Below are 23569 nucleotides of genomic sequence, written 5' to 3' on the forward strand. Positions count from 1 at the left end.
CTTCCAGCTCTCCTTAACGTTCGGTAAAGGCGTTAGCCTTGGCACGCAAGATCGGTTTGAGCAGGTACTGCAGCACAGTGCGTTTGCCCGTCAGGATATGAACCTCGGCCACCATCCCGGGGATGATGGGCAAGAGCTTGTCCCCCACGGTGCTGCGGTCCGTGCGGACGCGCACCACGTAATACGAATTGCCTTTCTCGTCGGTGACCGTGTCGGCGCCGATCTGTTCGACCTTGCCTTCCAGGCCGCCGTAGATGGCGAAGTCATAGGCGGTGAATTTCACTTCGGCCTTCTGGTCGGCGTGCAGGAAACCGATGTCGCGCGGCTGGATACGCACTTCCAGCAGCAGCGTGTCGTCCTTGGGCACGATCTCGATGATGTCCTTGCCCGGCTGCACCACGCCGCCCACGGTGTTGTTGAACAGCGTCTTGATGGTGCCGGCCAACGGGGCGCGCACTTCAGCCAGCTTCACGCGATCGGCCAGCGCCAGCTTGCCTTGGCGCAGGGTGGACAGCTTGGTGTTGGTTTCCGAAAGTTCGCTGCGTGCCTGGTTGCGGATGTTCAGCTCAGACTCTTCGAGCTTGCTTTGCGCTTCCTTGATCGACGCCTGGAAGCGGTCGATCTGCGCCTCGGCGCCTTTCTGTTCACCGCAGTAGCGGGCCACGTCGCGTTGCAAGCGCAGCAGATCCACTTCGGACACGGCGCCGCTTTTCAGCAGGGGACGCGTCACCTGAAGTTCGCGCGAGGTCAGGCCGCAGCTGGCCGATGCCTGGTCGCGCTTGGCGATCGTTTCGCGCAGGTCTTCCTGGCGCTGCTTGAGCTGTTCGCGGGCGACGTTGACCGTGGCGTTCAGTTCGGTATTGCGCGCTTGCCACGCGTTGCGCTCCATTTCGGCCAGGCCGGGCGCCTGCTTCAGCACTTCTTCCGGGGCCACAAAGGGCTCGCCAGTGGCCAGCGCTTCCAGACGGGCGGACTTGGCCAGCAAGGACAGGTATTCCGCATTGTTCTCGCCCAACGAGGACGCAAAACGTGTGGAGTCGATTTTCAGCAGCGTCTGGCCGGCTTGCACTTCCTGGCCCGGACGAACCAGAATTTCTTCGACGATGCCGCCATCCAGGCTCTGGATGATCTGCACCTGGCGCGACGGCACAACCTTGCCTTCGCCGCGCACCACCTCGTCAATGCTGCCGGTCGCTGCCCAGACAAGCAGGAGCGCCGTGGCCAGCAAGGCCACCCACAGCAGCACACGCGAACTGCGGGCCTGCGATTCGTGAATCACCCATTCGGCGTTGCCGACATAGTCAGACCGCTTTTCGACTTTGCCTTTTTCCGTGCCATCCAGCAGCCGGTCGAAAAAGAATACGAAGACGTTGCGCAATTTGCGCCACAAGCCGCCCAACAGGCCGTGCTTGGTCTCTCCAGGATTTGTCTGCATGGCGCCCTTAACTCCCGCGTCCAACGCGTCCCTGACGCAGTGCTTCCACAACTTGCTCCTTGGGACCGTCGGCCACGATGTGACCGTTGTCGATCACGATCAGGCGGTCGACCAGGTCCAGCAACGCGGTCCGGTGCGTGACCAGAAGAATCGTCTTGGTCGCGCTGGCCTCGCCCAGCCGCTTGCGCAGTTGGGCTTCGCTTTGGTGGTCCATGTTGCTGCTGGGTTCGTCCAGCAGCAGGATGGGAGGATCGTTGATCAGGGCGCGGGCCACGGCAACGGATTGCCGTTGGCCGCCTGACAACGATTCACCGCGTTCGCCAATGATCATGTCGAACCCGTTGGGGTGCAGGTTGGCGAAGTCGGTGACGCCGGCCAGATTGGCGGCCGCCAAAATGCTGGCGTCGTCGGCATAGGGCGCGCCCATGGCCAGGTTGTGCTTCAGGCTGCCGTAGAACAGCGTCGGGTCTTGCGGCACATGGCCGATCGCGCGGCGCACGTCGGCCGGGTCGATCTGGCGGACGTCCACGCCATCGAGCAGCACGGCGCCTTCGGTGGGCTGATATAGCGCCAGCGCCAGCTTTTCCAGCGTGGTCTTGCCCGAACCGATGCGGCCGATGATGCCGACCTTTTCACCGGGCTTGAGCTTGAACGACACCTTCTTCAGCACCGGCTGCGTGCTGCCGGGATACGAGAACGTGACGTCGCGGAATTCCAGGCCGCCGTGGAACACCGGGCGATGCAGGAACTCGGATTCGGCGGGGCGTTCGATCGGCAGCTTCATGTAGTTGTCGATGGAACCCAGCGAGGTGCGGGCGTTTTGATATTGCATCAGCAGGCCGGCCACCTGGCCCAGCGGCGCCAGGCAGCGGCCGGCAATCATGGATGCGGCGATGATGCCGCCCATGGACATGGCCGATTCCTGTGCCTGGTACACGCCGATGATCACGACGGCGATCGACACCAGTTGTTGAATTGCCTGTACGAAGCCGACCGTTGACGACGAAATCAGCTTGAGCTTGCCGCCCGTTTGCGCGATGAATTCGGTAGCGCGTTCCCAGTTGCGCTGGATGGCGCCCTGGGCGTTGAGCGTCTTCACGGCTTCCAGGCCGGTCAGCGCTTCCACCAGCGTGGCGTTGCGTTGCGAGCTGGCTTGGAAAGACGCCATCGTCAGCGCTTCCATGCGCGCCTGCGCGGCAAGCGACACCAGCAGAATCAGCACGATTGCCACGAGCGGCGGCAGAATCATCCATGGCGAGATCCAGGCCAAGGCGGCCAGGAACAGCACGATGAAAGGCAGATCGACCAGCGTGGTGATGGTGGCTGATGCGATGAAGTCGCGGATGGATTCGAATGAACGTAGGTTGGCCGCGAAGGAACCCACCGACACCGGCCGGCCCTCCAGGCGCAAGTCCAGCACGCGTTCCATGATCTGCGCAGACAGGCGCACATCGACCCGTTTGCTGGCGCTGTCTACTACGTGCGAGCGCGCCGTGGACAAAATCATGTTGAAGATCACGACCAGCGTAATGCCGATGGCCAGCACCCACAGCGTCTCGACGGCGTTGTTGGGCACGACGCGGTCGTACACGTTCATGGTGAACAACGGCATCGCCATGGCGAAGATGTTGATCAGCAGGGCGGCGATCAGCGCGTCGCGGTACAGGCGCCGGTTTTCCATGATGGCGGCCCAGAACCAATGGCGCTCGCGCACCTTGGCGACTTCCGGCGCTCGCGCGTCAAAGCGGAACTGCGGGCGCACAAAGCACACCAGGCCGGTGTACTGCGCGGCCAACGCTTCGGGCGTCATCTCGACAGAGCTGCCGCCTAGTTCAGGATGGCTGACGATGTATTTGCCGTCTTCTTTCTTGAGCAGCAGGCAGGCGCGTTCGCCCTGCAGCAGCAGAATCGCGGGCAACAGGTCTTGAGAAATGCTGTCCAGCGTGCGTTTGACGACGCGCGCGGAAAGTTGCGCGCGCGCAGCGGCGCGAGGCAGCAGGGCAGGGGTCAGCCGGTGTTCTTCCAGCGGTAAACCCGAAGACAGCGCCTGCGCCGTGGCGGTCACGCCGTGCAGGCGCGTGATTTCAACCAGGCAGTCCAGCAGCGGGTCGTCGTGCGCCGCGCGGGCATCGGCACGCCATTTCCGAGCGGCCTTTTCAGATAACTTGTCCATCTTCGTCATCCAAGAGGTCGAGGTGTTCGGACAGGCGCGCGCGTTGCTGCTTGCGCTGTGAAAGTTTTTGCTGGGCCTGGATAGGCAGGTCCGTCATGCGCAAGGTGCCATTGGCGATCAAGGCGTCGATCAAGTCTTCCAGGACGCGGACAAAGTCCGCGTCCAGCTGCGAAAATTCTTTGCCCTGGGGGGTCATATGGCCTCCTTGCGACCCAACACCGGTCAGGGCTTGGCGTTGGGTGCGTTCAGCGGCACGAGCGTGGGCGGCAGCGTGCCTTCGTTGTATTGCACGCGCACGGGCGCCAAGCGGGCAGCGTCGGGAACCGTCGAATTGCAAAGCTTGATCACTTCGTCGGAGACTTCCAGCTTGCCGTTTTCCTCGGGCATCTCATTGCGCGCGGGTTGCAGCGACAGCGCAGGCAGCAGTGCATGCGACAGCGCCAGCCAGCGGTATTGCGCAAGCTTGAGGTCATACAGGCCGTTGGTCAATGCGCGGCGTGACTCAAACAACTCGTTTTCGGTGTCCAGCAAGTCCAGCAGCGAACGTTGGCCAATCTGGAATTGTTGGCGATACGCGTCACGGACTTTTGTGGTGGCCACTTCGTGGTCACGCAGGAACGGCAGCTTCTGGCTCAGGCTCTGGACGTTATTCCAAGCCACGGCCAAGTCCTGCTGCACATTGCGGCAGGTGTAGTCGCGGATGTCGCGTGCGGCGTACGACTGCGCGGCCGTCTGGCGGACGCGGGCCGAATCGGCGCCGCCGCGGTACAGGTTGTAGCTCATCACGACTTGCACGCTGGAGCTTTGAATATCGCGGGTTTGCGGGGTGGGGTCGTTCTGGTCGCGGCCCGTGGAAGCCACGAATTCAAACTTCGGCGAGAACGCGCCCTTGGACGAGGCCACGCCCGCTTGCGCGGCTTGCAGGCCGGCTTGCTTGGACAGGAAGCTGGGGTTGCGGCGCAGCGACTCATTGAAGTCGCCCGGTTTCACAGGAAGCTTGTCGCCAATGTCGGGCGGCGGCTGCATGGCTTCGGGCGGGAAGGCGCCGGTGACGCGCTGAAAGCGCTGCTGTACGTCCAGCAGGTTGGCGGTTTCCGTCATCAGGTTGGTCTGAGCCAGCGACAAACGGCCGCCCGCCTGTTCCAGGTCGACCCGGCGGCCAACGCCCGATTCGGTGCGCTCGCCAATCTGCTTGAGCGTTTCTTCGTGCAAGGAATAGTTCTGGCGGGCCAGCAGCTCCATATCGCGATAGCGTTGCAGGTCGATATAGGCCTGCACGGCGGAAAACGCCGTGCTGTCGCTGGTGGCCAGCACGTCATAGAAGCGTGCGAGCTTGTCGAAACCCGCTTGCTTGACGTCGTTGTTGGTACGGAAGCCGTCAAAAATCAGCTGGCGCAGTTCGACGTTGTAGCCCGGGCGGCTCCAGTTCTGCGAGCCCACGGCCGGCACGTTGCTGCGATATTCGCGGCCCAGATAGCCCTGGGCATTGATCTGCGGAAAGTACGCGGCGCGGGCAACCGACTGGCCTTCCAGCGACGCTTGGAAGTCGTGGTACTTGGCTTGGATTTCGGGATTGCTGAGCAGCGTCTGTTCAACGATCTGGTTCAGCGTCACTGCGGACGGGGCGCCGGTTGCGGCGGCGGGCGCTGCGGACTGTGCAAATGCTGCGGGAACAAAGGCCAGGGCAAGGATCGAAGTCGTGCTCTTAAGCAAAAACGAAGCCATAGTGATTATTCGCGAGTAGGTTTAGATTGAGTGGCCGACATCTTGTATGAAAATGTCATATCTTCCGAGTCAAGATTTGTTAAATCGTGGCAGGCAGATACGACTGGCCAAAACGTTTCGTCGCGCAACATCACTTAAATTTCCTGAATTTGCACGAACTTCACAGTAGCTGAAATTCCCAGCTTGATTAATACGTTTTATTTCGCATTATTTCGAAAAAGACGCAACCGTAGTGAAACTAGATTATATCGGCTAGATAATTCTGAATCTATTTTCCTTAACAAAGTTTTTCTATGTGATTAATTTTCCACAACCTCTTCCCCAACTTTTCAGGAAGGGTGCGGAGTGAGGCGGATAGCGTCCGTTTTGCGCCCATCATGGTAGTGGTGGTACTAGTATCCATGGTGTGGTTGTACTAGGTTCAGACCGTGTGCATAATTCCTCCATGCCGCAGTGGCCGGCGCGGGAGCGACTTGCTTTTCAACCGCGTGAGGCACGAGCCGGATTGTCTATTTGCAGAGCGCATCCATGGCCCAAACCCTTTACGACAAACTCTGGGACGCCCACATCGTCCACCAGGAATCAGACGGCACCTGTCTGCTCTATATCGATCGCCACCTGCTGCACGAAGTGACCAGCCCGCAGGCGTTCGAGGGCTTGGCCATTGCCGGCCGCAAGCCGTGGCGCACGGGCGCCAACCTGGCGGTGGCGGACCACAACGTGCCGACGATCAATCGCGCCCAGGGTATTGATGACCCGGTCTCCCGCCTGCAAGTGGATACGCTGGACACCAATTGCGATAAGTACGGCATTACCGAATTCCGCATGAATGACTTGCGCCAGGGCATCGTGCACGTGATCGGGCCGGAGCAGGGCGCAACGCTGCCCGGCATGACGGTCGTCTGTGGTGACTCGCACACCAGCACGCACGGCGCGCTGGGCGCGTTGGCTTTCGGTATTGGCACGTCCGAAGTCGAGCACGTGCTGGCTACGCAAACGCTCTTGATGAAAAAAGCCAAGAGCATGCTGATCAAGGTTGAAGGCGAATTGCCCTTCGGCTGTACGGCCAAGGATGTGGTGCTCCACATCATCGGCATCATCGGTACGGCGGGCGGTACGGGCCACGCCATCGAATTCGCCGGCAGCACGATCCGCGCGCTGTCCGTGGAAGGCCGCATGACGGTCTGCAACATGGCCATCGAAGCGGGCGCCCGTTCGGGCATGGTCGCGGTGGACGACAAGACGGTCGAGTATTTCCGCGGCCGTCCGTTTGCGCCCCACGGCGTGGTCTGGGATCAGGCCGTCAAGTACTGGCGCACGCTGCACACCGACGAAGGCGCCAAGTTCGACACCGTTGTGGAAGTCAATGCGCGCGACATCAAGCCGCAAGTCACCTGGGGCACGTCGCCCGAAATGGTGTTGCCGGTGGACTCCCGCGTGCCGGACCCCGATCGTGAAAAAGACGATGTGCGCCGCAGCGGCATGGAGCGCGCGCTGGAATACATGGGCTTGAAGCCCAACACGCCGCTTACCGATATCCGCGTGGACCGCGTGTTCATCGGCTCGTGCACCAATTCGCGTATTGAAGACTTGCGCGCCGCGGCCGTCGTGGCCCGCGGCAAGCGCGTCGCGTCCAATGTGCGCCAGGCGATGGTGGTGCCGGGTTCGGGCTTGGTCAAGCAGCAGGCCGAGCGCGAAGGGCTGGACAAGATTTTCATCGAAGCCGGCTTTGAATGGCGCGAACCGGGCTGCTCGATGTGCCTGGCCATGAACGCCGACCGCCTTGAACCGGGCGAGCGTTGCGCATCCACGTCGAACCGCAACTTCGAAGGCCGCCAAGGCCAGGGCGGCCGCACGCACCTGGTCAGCCCCGCGATGGCGGCCGCCGCCGCCGTGGCCGGCCACTTCGTCGACGTCCGCACGTTCCGTTAAGCGATACAGCACCGAGTACCGACATCATGCAAGCATTTACCACTCACGAAGGCCTGGTGGCTCCGCTCGATCGCGAAAACGTCGACACGGACCTCATCATCCCCAAGCAGTTTCTCAAGTCCATCCAGCGCACGGGTTTCGGGCCCAACCTCTTTGACGAGCTGCGTTATCTGGACCACGGCGAACCCGGCATGGACAACAGCAAGCGTCCGCTGAATCCGGATTTTGTGCTGAACCAGCCGCGTTACCAGGGCGCTTCGGTGCTGCTGGCCCGCAAGAACTTTGGCTGCGGTTCCAGCCGTGAACACGCGCCCTGGGCGCTGACGCAGTTTGGCTTTCGCGCCATCATTGCGCCGTCGTACGCCGACATCTTCTTCAACAACAGCTTCAAGAACGGCTTGCTGCCGATCGTGCTGTCTGAATTGGAAGTGGCGCGCCTGTTCGATGAGGTCAAAGCCTTCCCGAACTACAAGCTGAACATCGACCTGGACCGTCAGGTTGTGATCGCCCCGGACGGCCGCGCGATGGGCTTCGATATCGAACCCTTCCGCAAGTACTGCCTGCTCAATGGCTTTGACGATATCGGCCTGACCTTGCGTCACGCCGACAAGATCCGCGCCTTTGAAGCCGAACGCCTGGCCCGCCATCCCTGGCTGGAAAGCCGTCCCATCGCCTGAACCCTATTCTGATCACAGGATCGCTTCTTAAATGACTCACAACATTGCAGTCTTGCCGGGTGACGGCATCGGCCCGGAAATCGTTGAGCAGGCCGTGCGCGTCCTGAAGGCGCTGGACGTTTCCTTCGACATCAAGCAGGCTCCCGTGGGCGGCGCCGCGTTCGACCAGTTCGAACACCCGCTGCCGCCGGCCACGCTGAACCTGGCCAAGGAATCGGACGCCATTCTGTTTGGCGCCGTCGGCGACTGGAAGTACGACAGCTTGCCGCGTGAATTCCGTCCGGAACAAGCCATTCTGGGCCTGCGCAAGGCGCTGGGCCTGTTTGCGAACCTGCGTCCGGCCATTCTGTATCCCGAGCTTGCCAGCGCCTCGTCGCTGAAGCCCGAGATCGTGTCCGGCCTGGACATCCTGATCATCCGCGAACTGACCGGCGACATTTACTTCGGCACGCCGCGCGGTGTGCGCTCGTCGCCGGACGGCGCCTTCACGGGCGAACGCGAAGGCTACGACACGATGCGCTACGCCGAAACCGAAGTGCGCCGCATCGCGCGCATCGGCTTCGAATCGGCCCGCAAGCGCAACAAGAAGCTGTGCAGCGTGGATAAGGCCAACGTGCTGGAAACGTCGCAGTTCTGGCGCGATATCGTCATTGAAGTGGCGCGTGAATATCCGGACGTCGAGCTGTCGCACATGTACGTCGACAACGCCGCCATGCAACTGGTGCGCAACCCGCGCCAGTTTGACGTCATCGTCACGGGCAACCTGTTCGGCGACATTCTGTCGGACGAAGCGGCCATGCTGACGGGCTCGATCGGCATGCTGCCGTCGGCATCGCTGAATGCCAGTGGCCAGGGCTTGTACGAACCCAGCCACGGTTCGGCTCCGGACATCGCCGGCCAAGGCATCGCCAATCCGTTGGCGACGATTCTGTCGGCCGCCATGCTGCTGCGTTACTCGCTGAACCTGGCGCCCCAGGCTGACCGTATCGAAGCCGCCGTGCGCCGCGTGCTGGCCGACGGCCTGCGCACCGCCGACATCTTCGAACCGGGCACGACGAAAGTCAGCACGGCGGGCATGGGCGACGCAGTGCTGAAAGCCCTGGCCTGATCGTCAAGCAAGGGGCGCGCCCTTGCGGCGCAGCCCCAAGATTTTGAAGGGCCGCCCGCAAGGCGGCCCTTTTTGCGACCCAGCTCTGAGCCGCCGGTGGGCTTGCCATTGACCCGATGCGGCCCTGTTGTGAAGGCGCCGCGAAAGGGCATGCCTTGTCTTGTGGCCCCGATTTTTTCTAGCTGCGCCGCAACATCTCCCCGTGCATTCTGATAAATTGTTGAATTGCACGTTTTTTTCTACCCGGACCTTGTCTCCACCTTTATAGAGCGATTGAAATGAATCATGCAGTAGGCCTTGTCGGCTGGCGCGGAATGGTCGGCTCGGTGCTCATGCAACGCATGCGCGACGAGAACGACTTCGCACTGATCGAACCGGTGTTCTTTTCCACCAGCAATGCTGGCGGCGCTGCGCCCACGTGGGCCGAAGGCGCGGGCCCGTTGCAAAATGCCTACGATATTGATGCTCTGAAAAAACTGCCGATCATTCTGACGGCACAAGGCGGCGACTACACGTCCGAGGTTTACCCGAAGCTGCGCGGCGCGGGCTGGAACGGCATCTGGATTGATGCGGCCAGCACCCTGCGCATGGCTGACGACGCCATCATCGTTCTGGACCCGGTCAACCGCCCGGTCATCGACGCAGCGCTCAAGCGCGGCGTGCGCAATTTCATCGGCGGCAACTGCACGGTCAGCTGCATGCTGATGGGTCTGGCCGGCCTGTTCAACAACGACCTGGTGGAATGGATGACCTCCATGACGTACCAGGCCGCATCCGGCGGCGGCGCGCAACACATGCGCGAACTGCTGACCCAGTTCGGCGAGATCAACCAAGCCGTCAAGCCGTTGCTGGACGACCCCGCGTCGGCCATCCTGGCGATCGACCGCGGCGTGCTGGCCAAGCAGAAAGATCCGGCGCTGCCCCACGAACACTTCGGCGTGCCGCTGGGCGGCAACCTGATTCCCTGGATCGACAAGGATCTGGGCGACGGGATGTCGAAGGAAGAGTGGAAGGCCGAAGTCGAAACCAACAAGATCCTGGGCCGTGGCGCTGCTTTCGGCACGCCGGCCACCCCGATCGACGGCCTGTGCGTGCGCATCGGCGCCATGCGCTGCCACAGCCAGGCGCTGACCATCAAGCTCAAGCGCGATGTGCCGATCGACGAAATCGAAGCGCTGATCGCGCAAGGCACGCAGTGGGCGAAGGTGGTTCCGAACACCAAGGAAGCCACCGTCTCTGCGCTGACCCCCGTGGCCGTTACCGGTACGCTGGATATTCCGGTGGGCCGCCTGCGCAAGCTGTCGATGGGCTCGCAGTACCTGGGCGCCTTCACCGTGGGCGACCAACTGCTGTGGGGCGCCGCCGAACCGCTGCGCCGTATGTTGCGCATTGCGCTGGCCGAAGCCTGATGCCGGTTCGGGCGCCGCGCGGCGGGGCCTGATCGTGTAGCAAGTGAAGCAAGGGCACCTTCGGGTGCCCTTGACGTTTGAGCGATAGTGAAAAGGTGTGGCGGATGCGCCCGCGAGTCAATGCCGATGCGCCTTTCAGGTTTGTGAAATGCCCGTCATCCATTACACTTTTCCGGTGAATTGAGGCCTGTTCTCACTGATTTGGTGCGGACGGGCTCTAGCCCGTAATTCGACTACAAGAACGGAATTCCAGCTTATGACCCAGCGTTCGCGCCACGTGAAGCATGCCCGCCGTTTGAAAGCCCTTCAATGGGCGATCGCCTTGGCGATCGGGTCGAGCATGTGCAGTTCGGCGCTGGCCATGCGCGTGGGGCATTCGCGTGTCGTGTCCGTGCCGGGTGCGCCGTTGCAGGCGGTTGTGGGCTTGCAGGAACTGACGCCGGATGAAGTCGCGTCGCTGAAAGTATCGGTGGCGGATGATGCGGCCTGGCAACGCGCTGGCCTGAAGCCGCCGGTGCCGTTGGGCAGCATGGTTGTCCGGGTCGAAGACGGCATGGACGCCACGCGCAAGAATTTGCGCATCCGTGGCACCCAGCCGCCGGCAAGCGGCGCGGTGGATCTGCTGCTGGATATCAGCTCGAGTTCGGGGCAGCGCCAAGTGCAGGTCAGCATTCTGGTGCCATTGCGCGGAACCGGCGCTGACGTGACGCCCGCCGCCGTCGGCACCGCGCGTGCAGGGGGCACGACGGGCTCGGTCAACGTCAAATCGGGCGACAACCTGTTCGCCATCGCACAACGCAACGCGGTGCCCAACGCCTCGGTCTACCAGATGCTGGTGGCGCTGTGGCGCGCCAATCCCGAGGCGTTCATCCAGAGCAATATGAATCTGGTGCGTGCGGGACAGAAGCTGAAAATTCCTGATGCGGCAACGGTGCGCGCGATTGACCCGGCCGAAGCGCGCCGCATTTTCAATGAACACGCCGAAGCCTTCGCCAAGTATCGCGCCCGTCTTGGCGCGGCCGCCGGTGCGAATCCGTCGGTGGTGAAGGGCCAGGACGCCGCCTCCGGCACCGTCGCCCGCCCGGGCGACACCGGTGTCGCCAGTGCTGCGCCCACGCAGGATCGTGTGCGCCTGTCTTCAGGCGAGGCATCGAACAGCCCGTCCGCGCAAGCCGACGCGCAGGCGGATGCCAGGACGTCGAGCGAGCGCGCGATGAAAGACGTCGAAGGCCGCGTCAATCAGCTGCAAAGCAATGTGGACGAGTTGAATAAAGCGGTTGCGCAGCAGGGAGCGTCGGGCGGTGCAGGCGCAACGGGCGCATCAGGTGCTTCGGGTGCAGCAGGTACCTCGGGCACGTCGGGCGCAGCAGGTACACCGGGCGCAGCAGGCACACCGGGTGCAGCAGGCACACCGGGCGCAGCGGGCACACCGGGTGCAGCAGGCACGCCGGGCGCAGCAGGTACGTCGGGCGCAGCAGGTACGCCGGGTGCAGCAGGCACATCGGGTGCAGCAGGCACACCGGGTGCAGCAGGCACACCGGGCGCAGCAGGAACACCGGGTGCAACAGGCGCAACAGGCGCAGCGGCCGCAGCAGGCTCACCGGCCGCAGCAGGCTCACCGGGTGCAGCAGGAACACCGGGTGCAGCGGGTACTCCTAGCGCAGCAGGCACGTCGGGCGCAGCAGGCACGCCGGGCGCAGCAGGCACGCCGGGTGCAGCAGGCACGTCGGGCGCATCAGGTGCACCGGGCGCAGCAGGCACGTCGGGCGCATCAGGAACACCGGGCGCAGCAGGCACGCCTGGCGCAGCAGGCACGCCTGGCGCAGCAGGCACGCCTGGCGCAGCAGGCACGCCTGGCGCAGCAGGTACGCCGAGTGCAGCAGGCACGCCTGGCGCAGCAGGCACCCCCGGCGTAGCAGGCGCTCCCGGCGCTGCCGCGCCGTCATCCGGCGACAAGGCCGTCACGGGCACTCCGCCCTCAAACAGCAAAGATCTCACCTCCGGCATGCCCAGTTGGCTTGCCGACAATTTGCTTGTCATCGTCACCGCCGTGTTGGCGCTGATTGCGTTCGCCATTGCCTGGCTGCTGCGCCGTGCCGGCGCCCGGCGTGACGACGATGATGAGGAAACGTACGCCTATAACGAGCCGGCGCTGGACACGGCAGCGCTGAATCGCAAGCTCGATACGATCAATCTCGACCTGGACGAACCGCCCACGGACGAACCGCGCCGAGTCAGCGGACCTCGAGTTTGAATAATGTCTAGAGTTGCATTGGGGCTGGCGTACGACGGCTCCGCTTGGCAGGGTTGGCAGACACAGCCGCATCGGCAAACGGTGCAGGACACGCTGGAGTCTGCGTTGGCAAGCTTCTGTGGGGTGAAGGGCGCGGTGCCCACGATTTGCGCGGGGCGTACCGACACCGGCGTGCATGGCGCGATGCAGGTCGTTCATCTGGATACGGAGTTGGACCGGCGCATGGAATCCTGGGTGCGGGGCGTGAATGCGTTTTTGCCGCCCAGCGTATCGGTGCAGTGGGCGCAGTTGGTGTCAGACGAATTCCATGCCCGTTTCTCGGCGCGCGCCCGTACTTACGTTTATTTAGTGTGGCGAGGCCGCGTGCGGCCGGCGTTGTGGGCGGGGCGGGCCGGCTGGTGCTTTCAGCCGCTGGATGTTGATGCCATGCGCGCTGCCGCGCAGGCACTGTTGGGTGAACACGATTTCTCCAGCTTCCGGTCGTCGCAATGCCAGGCCAAGCATCCAGTGCGCCACATGCATCGGCTGGACATCGAGGAACGCGGCCCGTTCCTGGTGTTCACGCTGAAGGCCAACGCGTTTTTGCACCACATGGTGCGCAACATCATGGGTGCGTTGTTGCAGATCGGGCAGGGCAGGGAAGCTGTGGACTGGATGGCGCAACTGCTGTCGTGGCGTGACCGCAAACGAGGCGCGCCGACGTTCTCACCAGACGGCCTGTATTTGTCCGCGATTGATTATCCCGCCGAGTTTGGCCTGGAAGAGCTTGATGGCGGATCGCTGTTGCTGTCGCCGTTCACACAGACCTATTAGGAAGCTGTTGTCATTGATGGCGCGGCCTCGCGCCTGATGGAGAGGAATGCCATGCAACGCCGCGCGTTTTTGAAGCAAGCCGCTCTGGCCGCCGCGGGCAGCGCCGCACTGGCCGCCCCGGTCTACGCGCAGGATGCGCCCACAATCGCGTGGCGGCTGGCATCCAGCTTTCCCAATGAGTCGCCGACGTTGCTGGCGGGCGCCGAGGACGTCGCGCGCTACGTGGCCGAGGTCACGGACGGCCGCTTCACCATCGACATTTTCCCGGCGGGCGATCTTGTGGAATCCGGCCAGGTGCTCGATGCCGTGCAGCATCGCGTTGTCGAGTGCGGCCACACGGCATCCACGCGTTACTTCGATATTGATCCCGCGCTATGTTTTGATGCCGGCGTGCCGTTCGGCCTGAACACGCGCCAGATGAATGCCTGGATGTTGCAAGGCGAAGGCCTGGCGCTGACCCGGGTGCTGTTCGACAAGTACAACATCCTGAACTTTCCCTGTGGGTATACCGGCGCGCAAATGGGCGGCTGGTTCCGGGGCGAAATCAAAAACGTTGACGATTTGCGCGGCCTGAAAATCAAGGCCGGCGGCTTCGCGCGCCATGTGCTGGCGCGCTTGGGCGCGACGCCGGTCGACGTGCCGGTCTCGGAAAGCTATGCGGCGTTAGAGCAGGGCACGGTGGACGCGGTCGCGTGGATTGGTCCGTACGACGACGAAAATCTTGCGCTCCATAAAGTGGCGCGGAACTATTACTTTCCTGGCTGGTGGGCGGGCACCTTGCAGCTATCGCTATACGTCAACCAGGACGCTTACGATGAGCTGCCCAAGCCCTATCAATCGGCGCTGGCTTTGGCGTGCAGAATGGCCACGGGCAACATGATCGCCAAGTACGACGCGGGCAATCCCGATGCATTGCGCCGGCTGGTATCCCGAGGCGCGCAACTGAAGGCGTTTCCGAAGCCTGTCTTGCAGGCATGCTACGAGGCATCGATGGCGGCGTATAAAGAGATGAGCGCCAAGGACCCGATGTTCAAAAAGCTCTATGACAGCATGACCGCTTTTCGCGACAAGGAAGTGCCGTGGTTCCGCGTGGCCGAAGGCAGTTTCGACAATCTGCTTGCCACTTTGGGCCAGCCTGCTGCCTGAACGTGGCTTGCCCGCGCGGCAGATATACTGAATCGTCATGCCGCGATGGGCGGCACAGGTAATGAGTTCCATGCGCACACGCATCAAAATCTGCGGATTGACCCGCGAACAAGACATCGACGCCGCCGTCTCGGCCGGCGTCGATGCGATCGGCTTCGTCTTCTATGCCAAGAGCAGGCGCTGCCTGACGCCCACGCGCGCCGCGCAACTGCGCCGTGCCGTGCCGGCGTTCGTCGATGTCGTGGCCCTGTTCGTGAACCCCGACCCGGCCGATGTGCAGGCGGTGCTGGACCAGGTCGGCCCTGAACTGCTGCAATTCCACGGCGATGAAACGCCGCGGGATTGCGCGCGATACGGCCACCGTTTTCTGCGCGCCTTCCGGGCGGGCGCCCCGGGTCTGGATACCGCCGAAGGTCTGGCCACGCACTGCCGCGCCTACGGTGAAGCGGCGGGGTGGTTGTTCGATAGCTACAGCGCGGGCTACGGCGGCAGCGGCCATGGTTTCGACTACGCGTTGCTGGATGACGTCCGCGCTGATCCGGTGTCGCGCCCGCTGATCCTGTCGGGTGGTTTGAACGGCGACAACGTCGGCCAAGCCATCGAATTCGTCAGGCCGTGGGGCGTGGATGTGAGCAGCGGCGTTGAAGTCGAGCAAGGAATAAAAAGTTCTGATAGAATCTCGTTCTTCGTTGATGCAGCACATGCCGCAGACACGAAGTTGAAGGGAAAAAAGTAGTGCTTGCAGGTGAAGTTTCTGGCCAGAGTTTCGGTTCGCTCCAATCCAATGCGCAACCCCAATCCGGCCCGTTTGTTAGTTCAAACGTTGATGCTTCAAACGCAATAAAAACAGCAAAAAATCTTTTAAGACGATTTGCACAGTTTAAAAAAGCACTATATAATTCTGCTTCTTTGCAGGCGGTTAGCTCAGTTGGTTAGAGCGCCACGTTGACATCGTGGAGGTCGTTGGTTCGAACCCAATACCGCCTACCAGATTCCTGCAAAGCAGTGCCAAGCACTGTGTAGCAATGCCTAGAAAGCCGCGTAAGTCTTTGACTTCGCGGCTTTTTTGCATTCTGCGCCGCTAATGCCACCCACAGCCACAACGGGTGCCAGCAGATTTACGGGTGGGAATACGGGTGGTTGAATCGGATAATGGTGGGCCCCCAATTCCTCATTTCCGGCGTTGGACGCGCAGCTATCAAGAAAATCCGAACCCACCGTAGGGAGTCTGGAGTGTTGAAAAAAGGCGAGACATTGACCCACGTTGATTGGGCCATCTTTGGTTTGGCACTTCTCTTGCTTGCGCCGCCCGTGTTGGTCATTGTTTTCCTGAATAAGTCCAGCGTGTCGGCATTTGTGATTTCCGAGGCCGGGCGGTCGCACTTTCTATCTTATTGCTCGTTTTGGCTCGCAGCGATGGCCGGACTGACAGCCGGGCGCGGCGTAGTGAGACATCAGCGTGGCACGCCTAAAGCGGAACTGGCTGTCGCGTCGATACAGGATTACATCGAAAGCGCCGTGTTGCTGGTCAGTTCTGCGTGCGCATTGGCGCTGACCGCGCTCGATGAGCCACTGCCTCATCGCGCTTTCTTGATGCTGTTGACGTCGTATCCCATCATCTACGGTGGATATCTATTCACTTTAAAAATATGGGAGAAGCAGCGCCGGAAAAGGAACAAGGCATTTTCCTTGGCATCCATCGGCCTGCGCCATTCGCGGCGGTCTTTCCTTATCGCTGCCTGCATTGGGGTCGCGGGGCTTTGGATCATGGACCAGCTCTACCTTCCGAGCTTGATAACGTAAATCAAGTTATGCAAAATTCGCCCAGACTCGTAGCAATTACGACCTAAAGAAATGCCCCGGCTAAAAAACCGGGGCATTTCTTTTTGCGAGGCAGAGTTAACCAAGTATTCACCAGATACCGGTCGTGTCACCTGGCAGTTCATGCATTCATATTGGTTTTCAATTGCTAGGCAGCCGCAAGAATATGCCGGCGCCTGATGCATAACCCGTTATATGCTGCCTTGCGGCGAGGTTTACGCTTGCGGTTCGCTTGGCGTCGAATGTGCGTTCTTGATCACGCCGCGAATATTCAGCGCAGCTAGCCCGACTTGCAGCGCGATCAGTGCGAACGCGCCATCGTGCATGCCCCATGCGATCCACAGCACATTGCTCAGCAGGAATACCCAGAATCCTGCCTTGCGTTTGCCTGGGCCTTGCGAGGCAACGAGCCAAGCCGCCGCAAGCGACGTGACCATGGCCGGCCATTGAAGAAAATCCCACATCGCTTCCATCTGGCGCGTCCAGGGTCAATACCAAGTCAGCCGGTGCCGGCAGGAAATCAGGGCAGACTGAATCAATCAATTCCGGGCGTTTGCTGCGGGTCCACACCGGGCATCGGGTTGGGGATGCTATCGGGCGGCCAGGGTTTGCCGTCCTTCCCGCCGGATTTCGACGGGTCGTCTTTGCCTTCATCCTTTCTTTTGGCGGGCGGGATCTCGGCGGGATGCGGGTCGCGTTGTTGGTCGGACTGTTGTTCGGATTGTTGGCTCGCGTCAGGGGAATTCATGGCTTGCTCCTAGTTGATTTTCTTTAGCAGTCTGGCCACACGCGCGATGCCGCCTGTGCCGCTTGCGGCGCGTCCGATGAGTGCCGTGCCGGCTGCCGTGAAGGCCATTCGTCTGAACACGGTGGTGCCCCGCATGCCGGCCACGAGCAGCCAGGCGCCAAGCCCGAAGACCAGCAGATGCTCACCAGGAAAGTCTGGCCGGCTTGCGTCGATGTCTTTCAATTCCTGTATCAGCGATCGATCCCCGCGAGCGGGAACGTCGGCTTCGGCGATGGCGTCGGATTTCATTGGGGTCTCCCGGGTTCGATGAGCCGGATATTCAGCAAGTGCCATGCCACGCAGGCTGAGTTCAGGCCCAGCGCAAATTTTGCCGGGCCAGCAAAAAAAAGCCCCGCCAAGCGGGGCAAATCCACGGATCAGGTGGTTGTCGCCGCAGCGGCAGGGGGAGTGCCGGTGTCGCCATGCTTGACCCGAATGGCGACCACCGCCGCGGCGTGGCTGTTCAGCAATTCGCGTGCCCAATGGGGGCGTGCGCCGCTAGCCCTCATTGCCTTGGGTATTTTCGCTGGCGTCGCTTGGGTTGACGGGGGGCGGCTTGTCAGGTGGTTGGGGGGATTTATCGGCCGGCCTTGCAGGTTCGGGCGCTTTGGAGGGGGGCGTGTCAGATGCGGAGATGTTCATGCTGCTGACCTTGAAGATAGGAATGCGAGCCGAGGCAGCAAAACTCATGCCGAAAGAAGCATGCCGGGAAGGCGCTTTCCGAAAGGGGTATGCCGACAGATGCATCCCGAAAAGCGTATCCCGCAAGACAGGCTACGCGGCGACACCGACGGCACAGGTTGGGAAAGAGACTTGCTGATCCGTCGATGACAATCCAAAAAAGCGCCTCACCCACGGAGGATTTCGAAAATGATGATCGAAGTTTTTCAGCTTACCGACGGCCATTGGAGTTTTCGGCGCATCGCTTTGCTAGGCGTGGAAGAAGACGCCGGGCATTACCCCACGCGGGATGAAGCCGTTACCGCCGCCAGTCTTAAATACCCAGGCGAGTCGGTATCTACCGTTGAGGCGACGACGGACCCCGCGACTGGCAAGCTTCGGTCGGATTGACACAGCGTCGTTCGGGCCGTGGCCCGGGGCTGTCTCGGGGGCGTTATCTCGGCGTTATCTGATAAGGTCCGGGTACGTCCCCCACTGCCCAGCCCATGCATAACGTCTTGAAGCCCATCGTCTTGATCCCCGCCCTGTGGCTTGCCGGGTGCGCGATTACGCCGCCGCCGGAAAAGCCGGCGCAATCGCGCCTGGACGAGCTGCCCATGTATGGCGGCATGGACCGGTCGGCCGCCGCTGAACTTCAAGCCAGTGACAAAAAGCTCATCGCGGATGCGACTCGCGCATTTGGTTCTGCGGAAACGGCGTCGCAGGCGTGGGTCGGGCAGGGATACCGCTTCTATCAGTCAGACCAGTTGGGCATGGCGATGCGGCGCTTCAATCAGGCGTGGCTGCTGAACCCCGACAACCCAGAGGTCTACACCGGCTTTGCCGCGGTGCTGCATGACCAGGGGAAATATTGCCAGGCCATGAGCATGATGGACCAGGCGATCAGCCATGATCCGCCTACGTTCCAAGGCATTTATGCGGACGCCGGGCGCATTGCCGCGCGCTGCGCGGCGGACGATAAGACCTTGCCGCCCGAAGCCCGGGTGGCGGCAACGGCCCGTTCCGATGAGTGGTACCGCAAGGGCGAAGCCGTGGAGCCGGACAAGGGCTATCTGTATGCGTCGTGGGCAACGGCCTATTACTGGCGTGGCCAGTATGACCAGGCGTGGGCGATGGTCGTCAAGTCTCGTGCAGCGGGCGGTAACCCCAGCCCGAGATTCATGGACATGCTGCGCGCCAAGCAGCCGGAACCCCGGTCGTAACCGTTGCCGCGCGTCTGCCTGCTCGGCTCCGGCCCCGCATTTGCGATATTCTGCTGACCATCATGATCAAAGCTCTATGGTTGGCGTTGGGCTGCGTGATGCTGGCACTGGGCGTCATCGGCGCGTTCCTGCCGGTCATGCCGACGACGATATTTCTGATTCTTGCCGTGGGCTGCTTCTCGCGGTCGTCGCCGCGTTTGGAAAAGTGGCTGCTGGATAGCCCCACCTACGGCCCAGCGCTGCGCACGTGGCGCGAACAGGGCGCGGTGTCGCGCAAGGGCAAGACGTATGCCTGCCTGGGCATGGCGGTGGGTTACGGGGTGTTCTGGTGGAGCGCGCATCCGTCCTGGCTGCTGGCCGCGGGCGTTGGTCTCTTCTTCATTGCCAGCGCGGCCTACGTGCTGAGCCGCCCGGCGCCAAAAGCGGCTGATTCCCCCGATCGGTTCGGCCAACGGTCAGGCGATTGATATCTGCTTGAAAGACAAGGGCTTGGCGTAACGCAGCGAAATGGTTCGCGCCATTTCGCCTGCTCGCAGCTGGCGCCTTCTCTGATGTAATGCCCCACAGTCGGGCTGTTCAAGCAGCGGCGCATCGTTCCGAAGGCGCCCATGGTCCGGGCAAGGATGCGTCATGTTGAACAAGCGTCGGGAACTTCTATTTGCGGCCATGTCGGGGGCGGCGCTGGGGTGGGCGAGTCCGTCGTCTGCGGTCGCCACGCTGACCACGCAGCAAGAGACCTTGGACCTGTGGCCGGGCAATCGCGCGCCTGACGGGCGCGGCCCGGAAGGGCCTGAGCAGGTCAGCGCCAAGGGTTCCATCACGCAGGTGTCGCGGCCACGTCTGGTGGTCTACCGCCCGGCGCAACCCAACGGTACGGCGGCGCTGGTGATTGCCGGCGGCGGCTACGCGCATATCGAATGCGGAACGGAAAGCACGCCCACTTGCCTATGGTTGCAGGCGCAAGGCGTGACCGCGTTTGAGCTGGTGTATCGCCTGCCGGGCGAGCATTGGCCAGCGATCGCGCCTTTGCAAGACGGGCAGCGCGCATTGCGGGTGATCCGGGCGGCGGCAGGGCGGTTTGGTCTGGATGGCGGGCGTATCGGCGTAATCGGTTTTTCCGCCGGCGGGCATCTGGCGGGCTTTACCGCGGCCACGCCCACCGTGCCGCATTACGCTGCGGTGGACGCTGCCGACAGCATGTCGTCGCGCCCCGATTTTGCAGCGCTGATCTACCCGGTGCTGACCTTCATGCCGCCGTTTGACCACACCCATGCGCGCCGCGAAATTGTGGGCGAACATCCCACGGCCGAGCAAAGCGCGGCGTACTCGGTAGATCATCTGGTGACGGCGCAGATGCCGCCGGTATTCCTGGCGCAAGCGCAGGACGACCCGATCTCGCCCGTCGATAACAGCCTGCTGATGTTCAACGCGCTGCGCCGGGTGGGCGTGCCCGCCGAGATGCACATCTTTCCCCAAGGCAGGCATGGCTGGGGGCTGGGCAAACCAGGCACGCGCGTGCATGCCTGGCCGGACTTGTTCACAGCGTGGCTGGCGTACAACCAGTCAATGTGAATGCCGGGGGTCGCCCCGCGTTTCAATCACCTTCAGATACAGCGTGGCCGGTTCCAGGCAGCCGCCGGTGGATAGTTGGCCGACCAGTTGCCGATAAAGCTCTTGCCACGGTGTTTGCGAGGCGGGCGCCTGATACGGGGGTTCCTGTTTGCGCCGCGCCATTTCGGCGTCATCCACCAAGGCCGTGACGCTGCGTTGATTCAAATCGACGCGGATCTTGTCGCCCGTGCGCAGCAGCGCCAGGCCGCCGCCCACGGCCGCTTCGGGTGACATGTTCAGAATGGACGGGCTGGCCGACGTTCCGCTTTGCCGGCCGTCGCCCAGGCAGGGCAGGGAATCCACGCCGCGCTTGATCAGGTGTGACGGCGGTGCCATGTTGACGACTTCGGCGCTGCCCGGGTAGCCCACCGTGCCCGCGCCGCGTATCACCAGAATGCAGTGCTCGTCGATGTTCAGCGCAGGGTCTTCGATGCGCGCGTGATAGTCCTCGGGGCCTTCGAACACGATGGCGCGCGCTTCGAACGCGTTCTCGGAACCGGGTTCGGACAAGTAGGCGCGGCGGAAGGCTTCGCCCACGACCGACATCTTGATGATGGCGCTGTCGAAGAAATTGCCCGACAGCACGATGAAGCCCGCGCGATGTTTCAGCGGCGCATCGCAGGTGCGAATCACGTCGGCGTCTCGCGTCTTGGCAGCCGAAGCAATGTCGCCAATCGTCTTGCCGGACACGGTGGGGCAGTCGGCATGCAGGCGCCCGGCGACCAGCAATTCATGCATGACGGCCGGCACGCCGCCCGCACGGTGGAAGCCTTCTCCCAGATGCTCGCCGGCTGGCACGCAGTTGACCAGCAAGGGTACGTCTTCGCCCAGCCGCTGCCAGTCGTCCAGGCTTAGGTCGATACCGGCGTGCCGGGCCATCGCAATCAGGTGAGGCGGACAGTTGGTGGACGCGCCCAATGCCGAGGCCACCACGATGGCGTTTTCAAACGCTTGCCGCGTCAGGATGTGCGACGGCCGCAAGTCTTCGCGCACCATGTCGCAGATGCGCAAGCCCGTGGCATAGGCCATTTGCGCGCGTTCCCGGTAGGGCGCCGGGATGCTGGCGCAGGTGGGCAGCGACATGCCCAGCGCTTCGGCCAGCGAGTTCATGGAGAGCGCGGTGCCCATGGTGTTGCAGTGGCCCACCGATGGCGATGATGCCGTGGCCAGCGTCATGAAGCCTTCGTAGTCCAGCTTGCCGGCCGCCATCAAGTTGCGCGCATGCCAGATGACGGTGCCTGACCCCACCCGCTGGCCGTCGTGCCAGCCGTCCAGCATCGGGCCGCCCGACAGCACGATGGCGGGCAGGTCGACCGTGGCGGCGGCCATCAGACAGGCGGGCGTGGTCTTGTCGCAACCGGTCGTCAAGACCACGCCGTCCAGCGGATAGCCGTGCAGAATTTCAACCAGGCCCAGATAGGCCAGGTTGCGATCCAGCGCCGCCGTGGGCCGCCGCCCCTGTTCGGCCAGCGGATGCACGGGGAACTCCATCGGAATGCCCCCCGCGTCCCGGATACCCGCCTTGATGCGTTCAGCCAGCGCCAGGTGATGGCGGTTGCAGGGCGCCAGGTCGCTGCCGGTCTGGGCGATGCCGATGATCGGCCGTCCGGATTGCAGCTCCTGCCGCGTCAGGCCGTAGTTCAGATAGCGCTCGACATAGATCGCCGTCATGTCGGCGTGAGACGGATCGTCGAACCATTTCTGGCTGCGTAACTTGCGGGGTGTCTGAGACATGAGAGGCTCGCTTGCTTCACTTGCGTCAATCGGGAGGCGTCAGTTGCGCGCCTTCTGGATCTCGTCGTTCAACTGCTTGACGAGGTCAGGGCCGAGTTCCTGCGTGTACTTGTCCACCACGGGCTGCACCTTTTGCCGCATGCGCGCCACTTCTTCGGGCGTGACGGTATTGATCTTCATGCCGGCTTGCTCAAGCGTGGTCATGGCCTTGGTGGAATCGGCGCGGCTGTCCTTGCGTTCAAAATCACGCGACGCCGCAGCGGCTTGCCGAATCAGTTTCTGTTCGTCAGGCGACAGGGTGTCCCACCATTTCTTGGACGCCAGCACCACCCACGGCGTGTAGACGTGGCGCGTGATGGTCAGGAAGGGCTGCACTTCATAGAACTTGCTGCTCTGGATAGTGGTGATGGGGTTTTCCTGGCCGTCGACCGTGCGGGTTTCCAGCGCGGTGAACAATTCCGAGAACGGCATGGGCACGGCGTTGGCGCCCAGCGTGTTGAAGACCCCTAGCGCGATCTGGTTCTGCATGACGCGCAGCTTGATGCCTTGCAGGTCTTCCGCGCGCGTGATGGGGCGCTTGGAATTGGTCATGTTGCGAAAGCCGTTTTCCCAATAGACCAGGCCGACCAGGCCCTTGGCTTCCAGCTTCTTCATCAGGTCTTGGCCCAAGGGGCCATCAAGCACCGCGTCGGCTTCCTTTTCGCTGTTGAACAGGAAGGGAAGGTCGAACACGCCGAATTCCTTCACCATGCCCGCCAAGGGCGCGGTGGAGCCCACCATCATTTCCTGCGCGCCGCCGGCCAGCGCGCCTTGCATCTGTTCGTCAGAGCCCAGGTTGGCCGAGCCGAACGTCTTCATCTTCAGCTTGCCATCGCTGACTTTTTCCAGCTCTTGCGCCAGGAAGCGCGCGGCGCGGCCCTGGACGCTTTCTTCATTCAGGCCGTAGCCAAAACGGATCAGGCGCGGCTTGACGTCGGCCGCCGCAGCCACGCCGGCAACAGCGCAGGACAGCGCCGTCGCCAGCACAAGCAGACGAGTCTTGAATTGGATGATCATGGTGC

Annotated in this window: 22 protein-coding genes and 1 tRNA gene; 14 read left to right on the top strand and 9 right to left on the bottom strand. The window is 62.4% G+C overall.

What is annotated here, in order from left to right; genetic code table 11:
* Positions 1 to 13: 13 nt before the first annotated feature.
* The 4 genes from HV765_RS12060 to HV765_RS12075 are packed head-to-tail and all read right to left on the bottom strand — an operon-like array spanning position 14 to position 5333.
* Positions 14 to 1435, bottom strand: a complete 1422-nt coding sequence (locus HV765_RS12060; protein ID WP_054422378.1) for an HlyD family type I secretion periplasmic adaptor subunit — start codon at positions 1433 to 1435, stop codon at positions 14 to 16.
* 7 nt (positions 1436 to 1442) lie between these two features.
* On the bottom strand, positions 1443 to 3608 hold the full coding sequence (locus tag HV765_RS12065) for a type I secretion system permease/ATPase (protein ID WP_420840115.1): 2166 nt from the start codon (positions 3606 to 3608) through the stop codon (positions 1443 to 1445).
* Positions 3592 to 3804 carry a hypothetical protein gene (locus tag HV765_RS12070; RefSeq protein WP_006226998.1) on the bottom strand — a complete coding sequence of 71 codons (213 nt, stop codon included), beginning with the start codon at positions 3802 to 3804 and terminating at the stop codon, positions 3592 to 3594. The genes HV765_RS12065 and HV765_RS12070 overlap by 17 nt, the downstream gene beginning before the upstream one ends.
* Before the next feature lie 26 nt (positions 3805 to 3830).
* Positions 3831 to 5333, bottom strand: a complete 1503-nt coding sequence (locus HV765_RS12075; RefSeq protein WP_054422376.1) for a TolC family outer membrane protein — start codon at positions 5331 to 5333, stop codon at positions 3831 to 3833.
* A gap of 528 nt (positions 5334 to 5861) precedes the next feature.
* On the opposite strand from HV765_RS12075, the gene leuC reads away from it, so the two are divergent.
* The 10 genes from leuC to HV765_RS12125 all read left to right on the top strand — a co-directional run bounded on the left by leuC (position 5862) and on the right by HV765_RS12125 (position 16475).
* Positions 5862 to 7265: a 3-isopropylmalate dehydratase large subunit gene (gene leuC, locus HV765_RS12080; RefSeq protein ID WP_054422375.1), complete on the top strand. Its 1404-nt coding sequence runs from the start codon at positions 5862 to 5864 to the stop codon at positions 7263 to 7265.
* A 26-nt stretch (positions 7266 to 7291) separates the two neighbouring features.
* Positions 7292 to 7942 carry a 3-isopropylmalate dehydratase small subunit gene (gene leuD / locus HV765_RS12085; RefSeq protein ID WP_054422374.1) on the top strand — a complete coding sequence of 217 codons (651 nt, stop codon included), beginning with the start codon at positions 7292 to 7294 and terminating at the stop codon, positions 7940 to 7942.
* A 31-nt stretch (positions 7943 to 7973) separates the two neighbouring features.
* Positions 7974 to 9050 carry a 3-isopropylmalate dehydrogenase gene (gene leuB / locus HV765_RS12090; RefSeq protein WP_054422373.1) on the top strand — a complete coding sequence of 359 codons (1077 nt, stop codon included), beginning with the start codon at positions 7974 to 7976 and terminating at the stop codon, positions 9048 to 9050.
* A gap of 278 nt (positions 9051 to 9328) precedes the next feature.
* Positions 9329 to 10459, top strand: a complete 1131-nt coding sequence (asd, locus tag HV765_RS12095) for an aspartate-semialdehyde dehydrogenase (RefSeq protein ID WP_175169823.1) — start codon at positions 9329 to 9331, stop codon at positions 10457 to 10459.
* 256 nt (positions 10460 to 10715) lie between these two features.
* Entirely contained in the window at positions 10716 to 12713 is a 1998-nt protein-coding gene (locus HV765_RS12100; RefSeq protein WP_175169824.1) for a type IV pilus assembly protein FimV, read from the top strand.
* A 3-nt stretch (positions 12714 to 12716) separates the two neighbouring features.
* Positions 12717 to 13526, top strand: a complete 810-nt coding sequence (gene truA, locus HV765_RS12105; protein ID WP_054422370.1) for a tRNA pseudouridine(38-40) synthase TruA — start codon at positions 12717 to 12719, stop codon at positions 13524 to 13526.
* A 51-nt stretch (positions 13527 to 13577) separates the two neighbouring features.
* Entirely contained in the window at positions 13578 to 14672 is a 1095-nt protein-coding gene (locus HV765_RS12110; protein WP_175169825.1) for a TRAP transporter substrate-binding protein, read from the top strand.
* Between the two features lie 61 nt (positions 14673 to 14733).
* Positions 14734 to 15408, top strand: coding sequence for a phosphoribosylanthranilate isomerase (locus HV765_RS12115; RefSeq protein WP_276529728.1), 675 nt, complete (start codon positions 14734 to 14736; stop codon positions 15406 to 15408).
* Between the two features lie 177 nt (positions 15409 to 15585).
* Positions 15586 to 15662, top strand: a tRNA-Val gene (locus HV765_RS12120).
* A 243-nt stretch (positions 15663 to 15905) separates the two neighbouring features.
* Positions 15906 to 16475 carry a hypothetical protein gene (locus tag HV765_RS12125; protein WP_175169827.1) on the top strand — a complete coding sequence of 190 codons (570 nt, stop codon included), beginning with the start codon at positions 15906 to 15908 and terminating at the stop codon, positions 16473 to 16475.
* Between the two features lie 233 nt (positions 16476 to 16708).
* On the opposite strand, the gene HV765_RS12130 is transcribed toward HV765_RS12125, so the two are convergent.
* The 3 genes from HV765_RS12130 to HV765_RS12140 all read right to left on the bottom strand — a co-directional run bounded on the left by HV765_RS12130 (position 16709) and on the right by HV765_RS12140 (position 17529).
* Complete coding sequence (locus HV765_RS12130; protein WP_420840116.1) at positions 16709 to 16957, bottom strand: hypothetical protein; 249 nt, start codon at positions 16955 to 16957, stop codon at positions 16709 to 16711.
* Between the two features lie 71 nt (positions 16958 to 17028).
* Positions 17029 to 17241 carry a hypothetical protein gene (locus HV765_RS12135; protein WP_175169770.1) on the bottom strand — a complete coding sequence of 71 codons (213 nt, stop codon included), beginning with the start codon at positions 17239 to 17241 and terminating at the stop codon, positions 17029 to 17031.
* Positions 17242 to 17250: 9 nt separating this feature from the next.
* Positions 17251 to 17529, bottom strand: coding sequence for a hypothetical protein (locus HV765_RS12140; protein ID WP_175169829.1), 279 nt, complete (start codon positions 17527 to 17529; stop codon positions 17251 to 17253).
* Between the two features lie 621 nt (positions 17530 to 18150).
* Here HV765_RS12140 and HV765_RS12145 point away from each other — a divergent pair.
* The 4 genes from HV765_RS12145 to HV765_RS12160 all read left to right on the top strand — a co-directional run bounded on the left by HV765_RS12145 (position 18151) and on the right by HV765_RS12160 (position 20735).
* Positions 18151 to 18351 carry a hypothetical protein gene (locus HV765_RS12145; protein WP_175169830.1) on the top strand — a complete coding sequence of 67 codons (201 nt, stop codon included), beginning with the start codon at positions 18151 to 18153 and terminating at the stop codon, positions 18349 to 18351.
* A gap of 95 nt (positions 18352 to 18446) precedes the next feature.
* Positions 18447 to 19163 (top strand): tetratricopeptide repeat protein, encoded by a 717-nt coding sequence (locus HV765_RS12150; RefSeq protein ID WP_175169831.1) that lies wholly within the window; start codon positions 18447 to 18449, stop codon positions 19161 to 19163.
* Between the two features lie 62 nt (positions 19164 to 19225).
* A complete protein-coding gene (locus HV765_RS12155; protein WP_217483366.1) occupies positions 19226 to 19630 on the top strand; it encodes a YbaN family protein in 405 nt (134 codons plus the stop codon).
* 163 nt (positions 19631 to 19793) lie between these two features.
* On the top strand, positions 19794 to 20735 hold the full coding sequence (locus tag HV765_RS12160) for an alpha/beta hydrolase (RefSeq protein ID WP_175169832.1): 942 nt from the start codon (positions 19794 to 19796) through the stop codon (positions 20733 to 20735).
* On the opposite strand, the gene HV765_RS12165 is transcribed toward HV765_RS12160, so the two are convergent.
* Together HV765_RS12165 and HV765_RS12170 are read right to left on the bottom strand one after the other, a co-directional pair.
* Positions 20727 to 22508 carry an IlvD/Edd family dehydratase gene (locus HV765_RS12165; RefSeq protein WP_054422349.1) on the bottom strand — a complete coding sequence of 594 codons (1782 nt, stop codon included), beginning with the start codon at positions 22506 to 22508 and terminating at the stop codon, positions 20727 to 20729. The genes HV765_RS12160 and HV765_RS12165 overlap by 9 nt on opposite strands.
* A gap of 39 nt (positions 22509 to 22547) precedes the next feature.
* On the bottom strand, positions 22548 to 23564 hold the full coding sequence (locus HV765_RS12170; RefSeq protein WP_175169833.1) for a TRAP transporter substrate-binding protein: 1017 nt from the start codon (positions 23562 to 23564) through the stop codon (positions 22548 to 22550).
* Positions 23565 to 23569: the final 5 nt, after the last annotated feature.

It is taken from the genome of Achromobacter kerstersii (genome assembly GCF_902859595.1).
GTDB lineage: Bacteria > Pseudomonadota > Gammaproteobacteria > Burkholderiales > Burkholderiaceae_B > Achromobacter > Achromobacter kerstersii.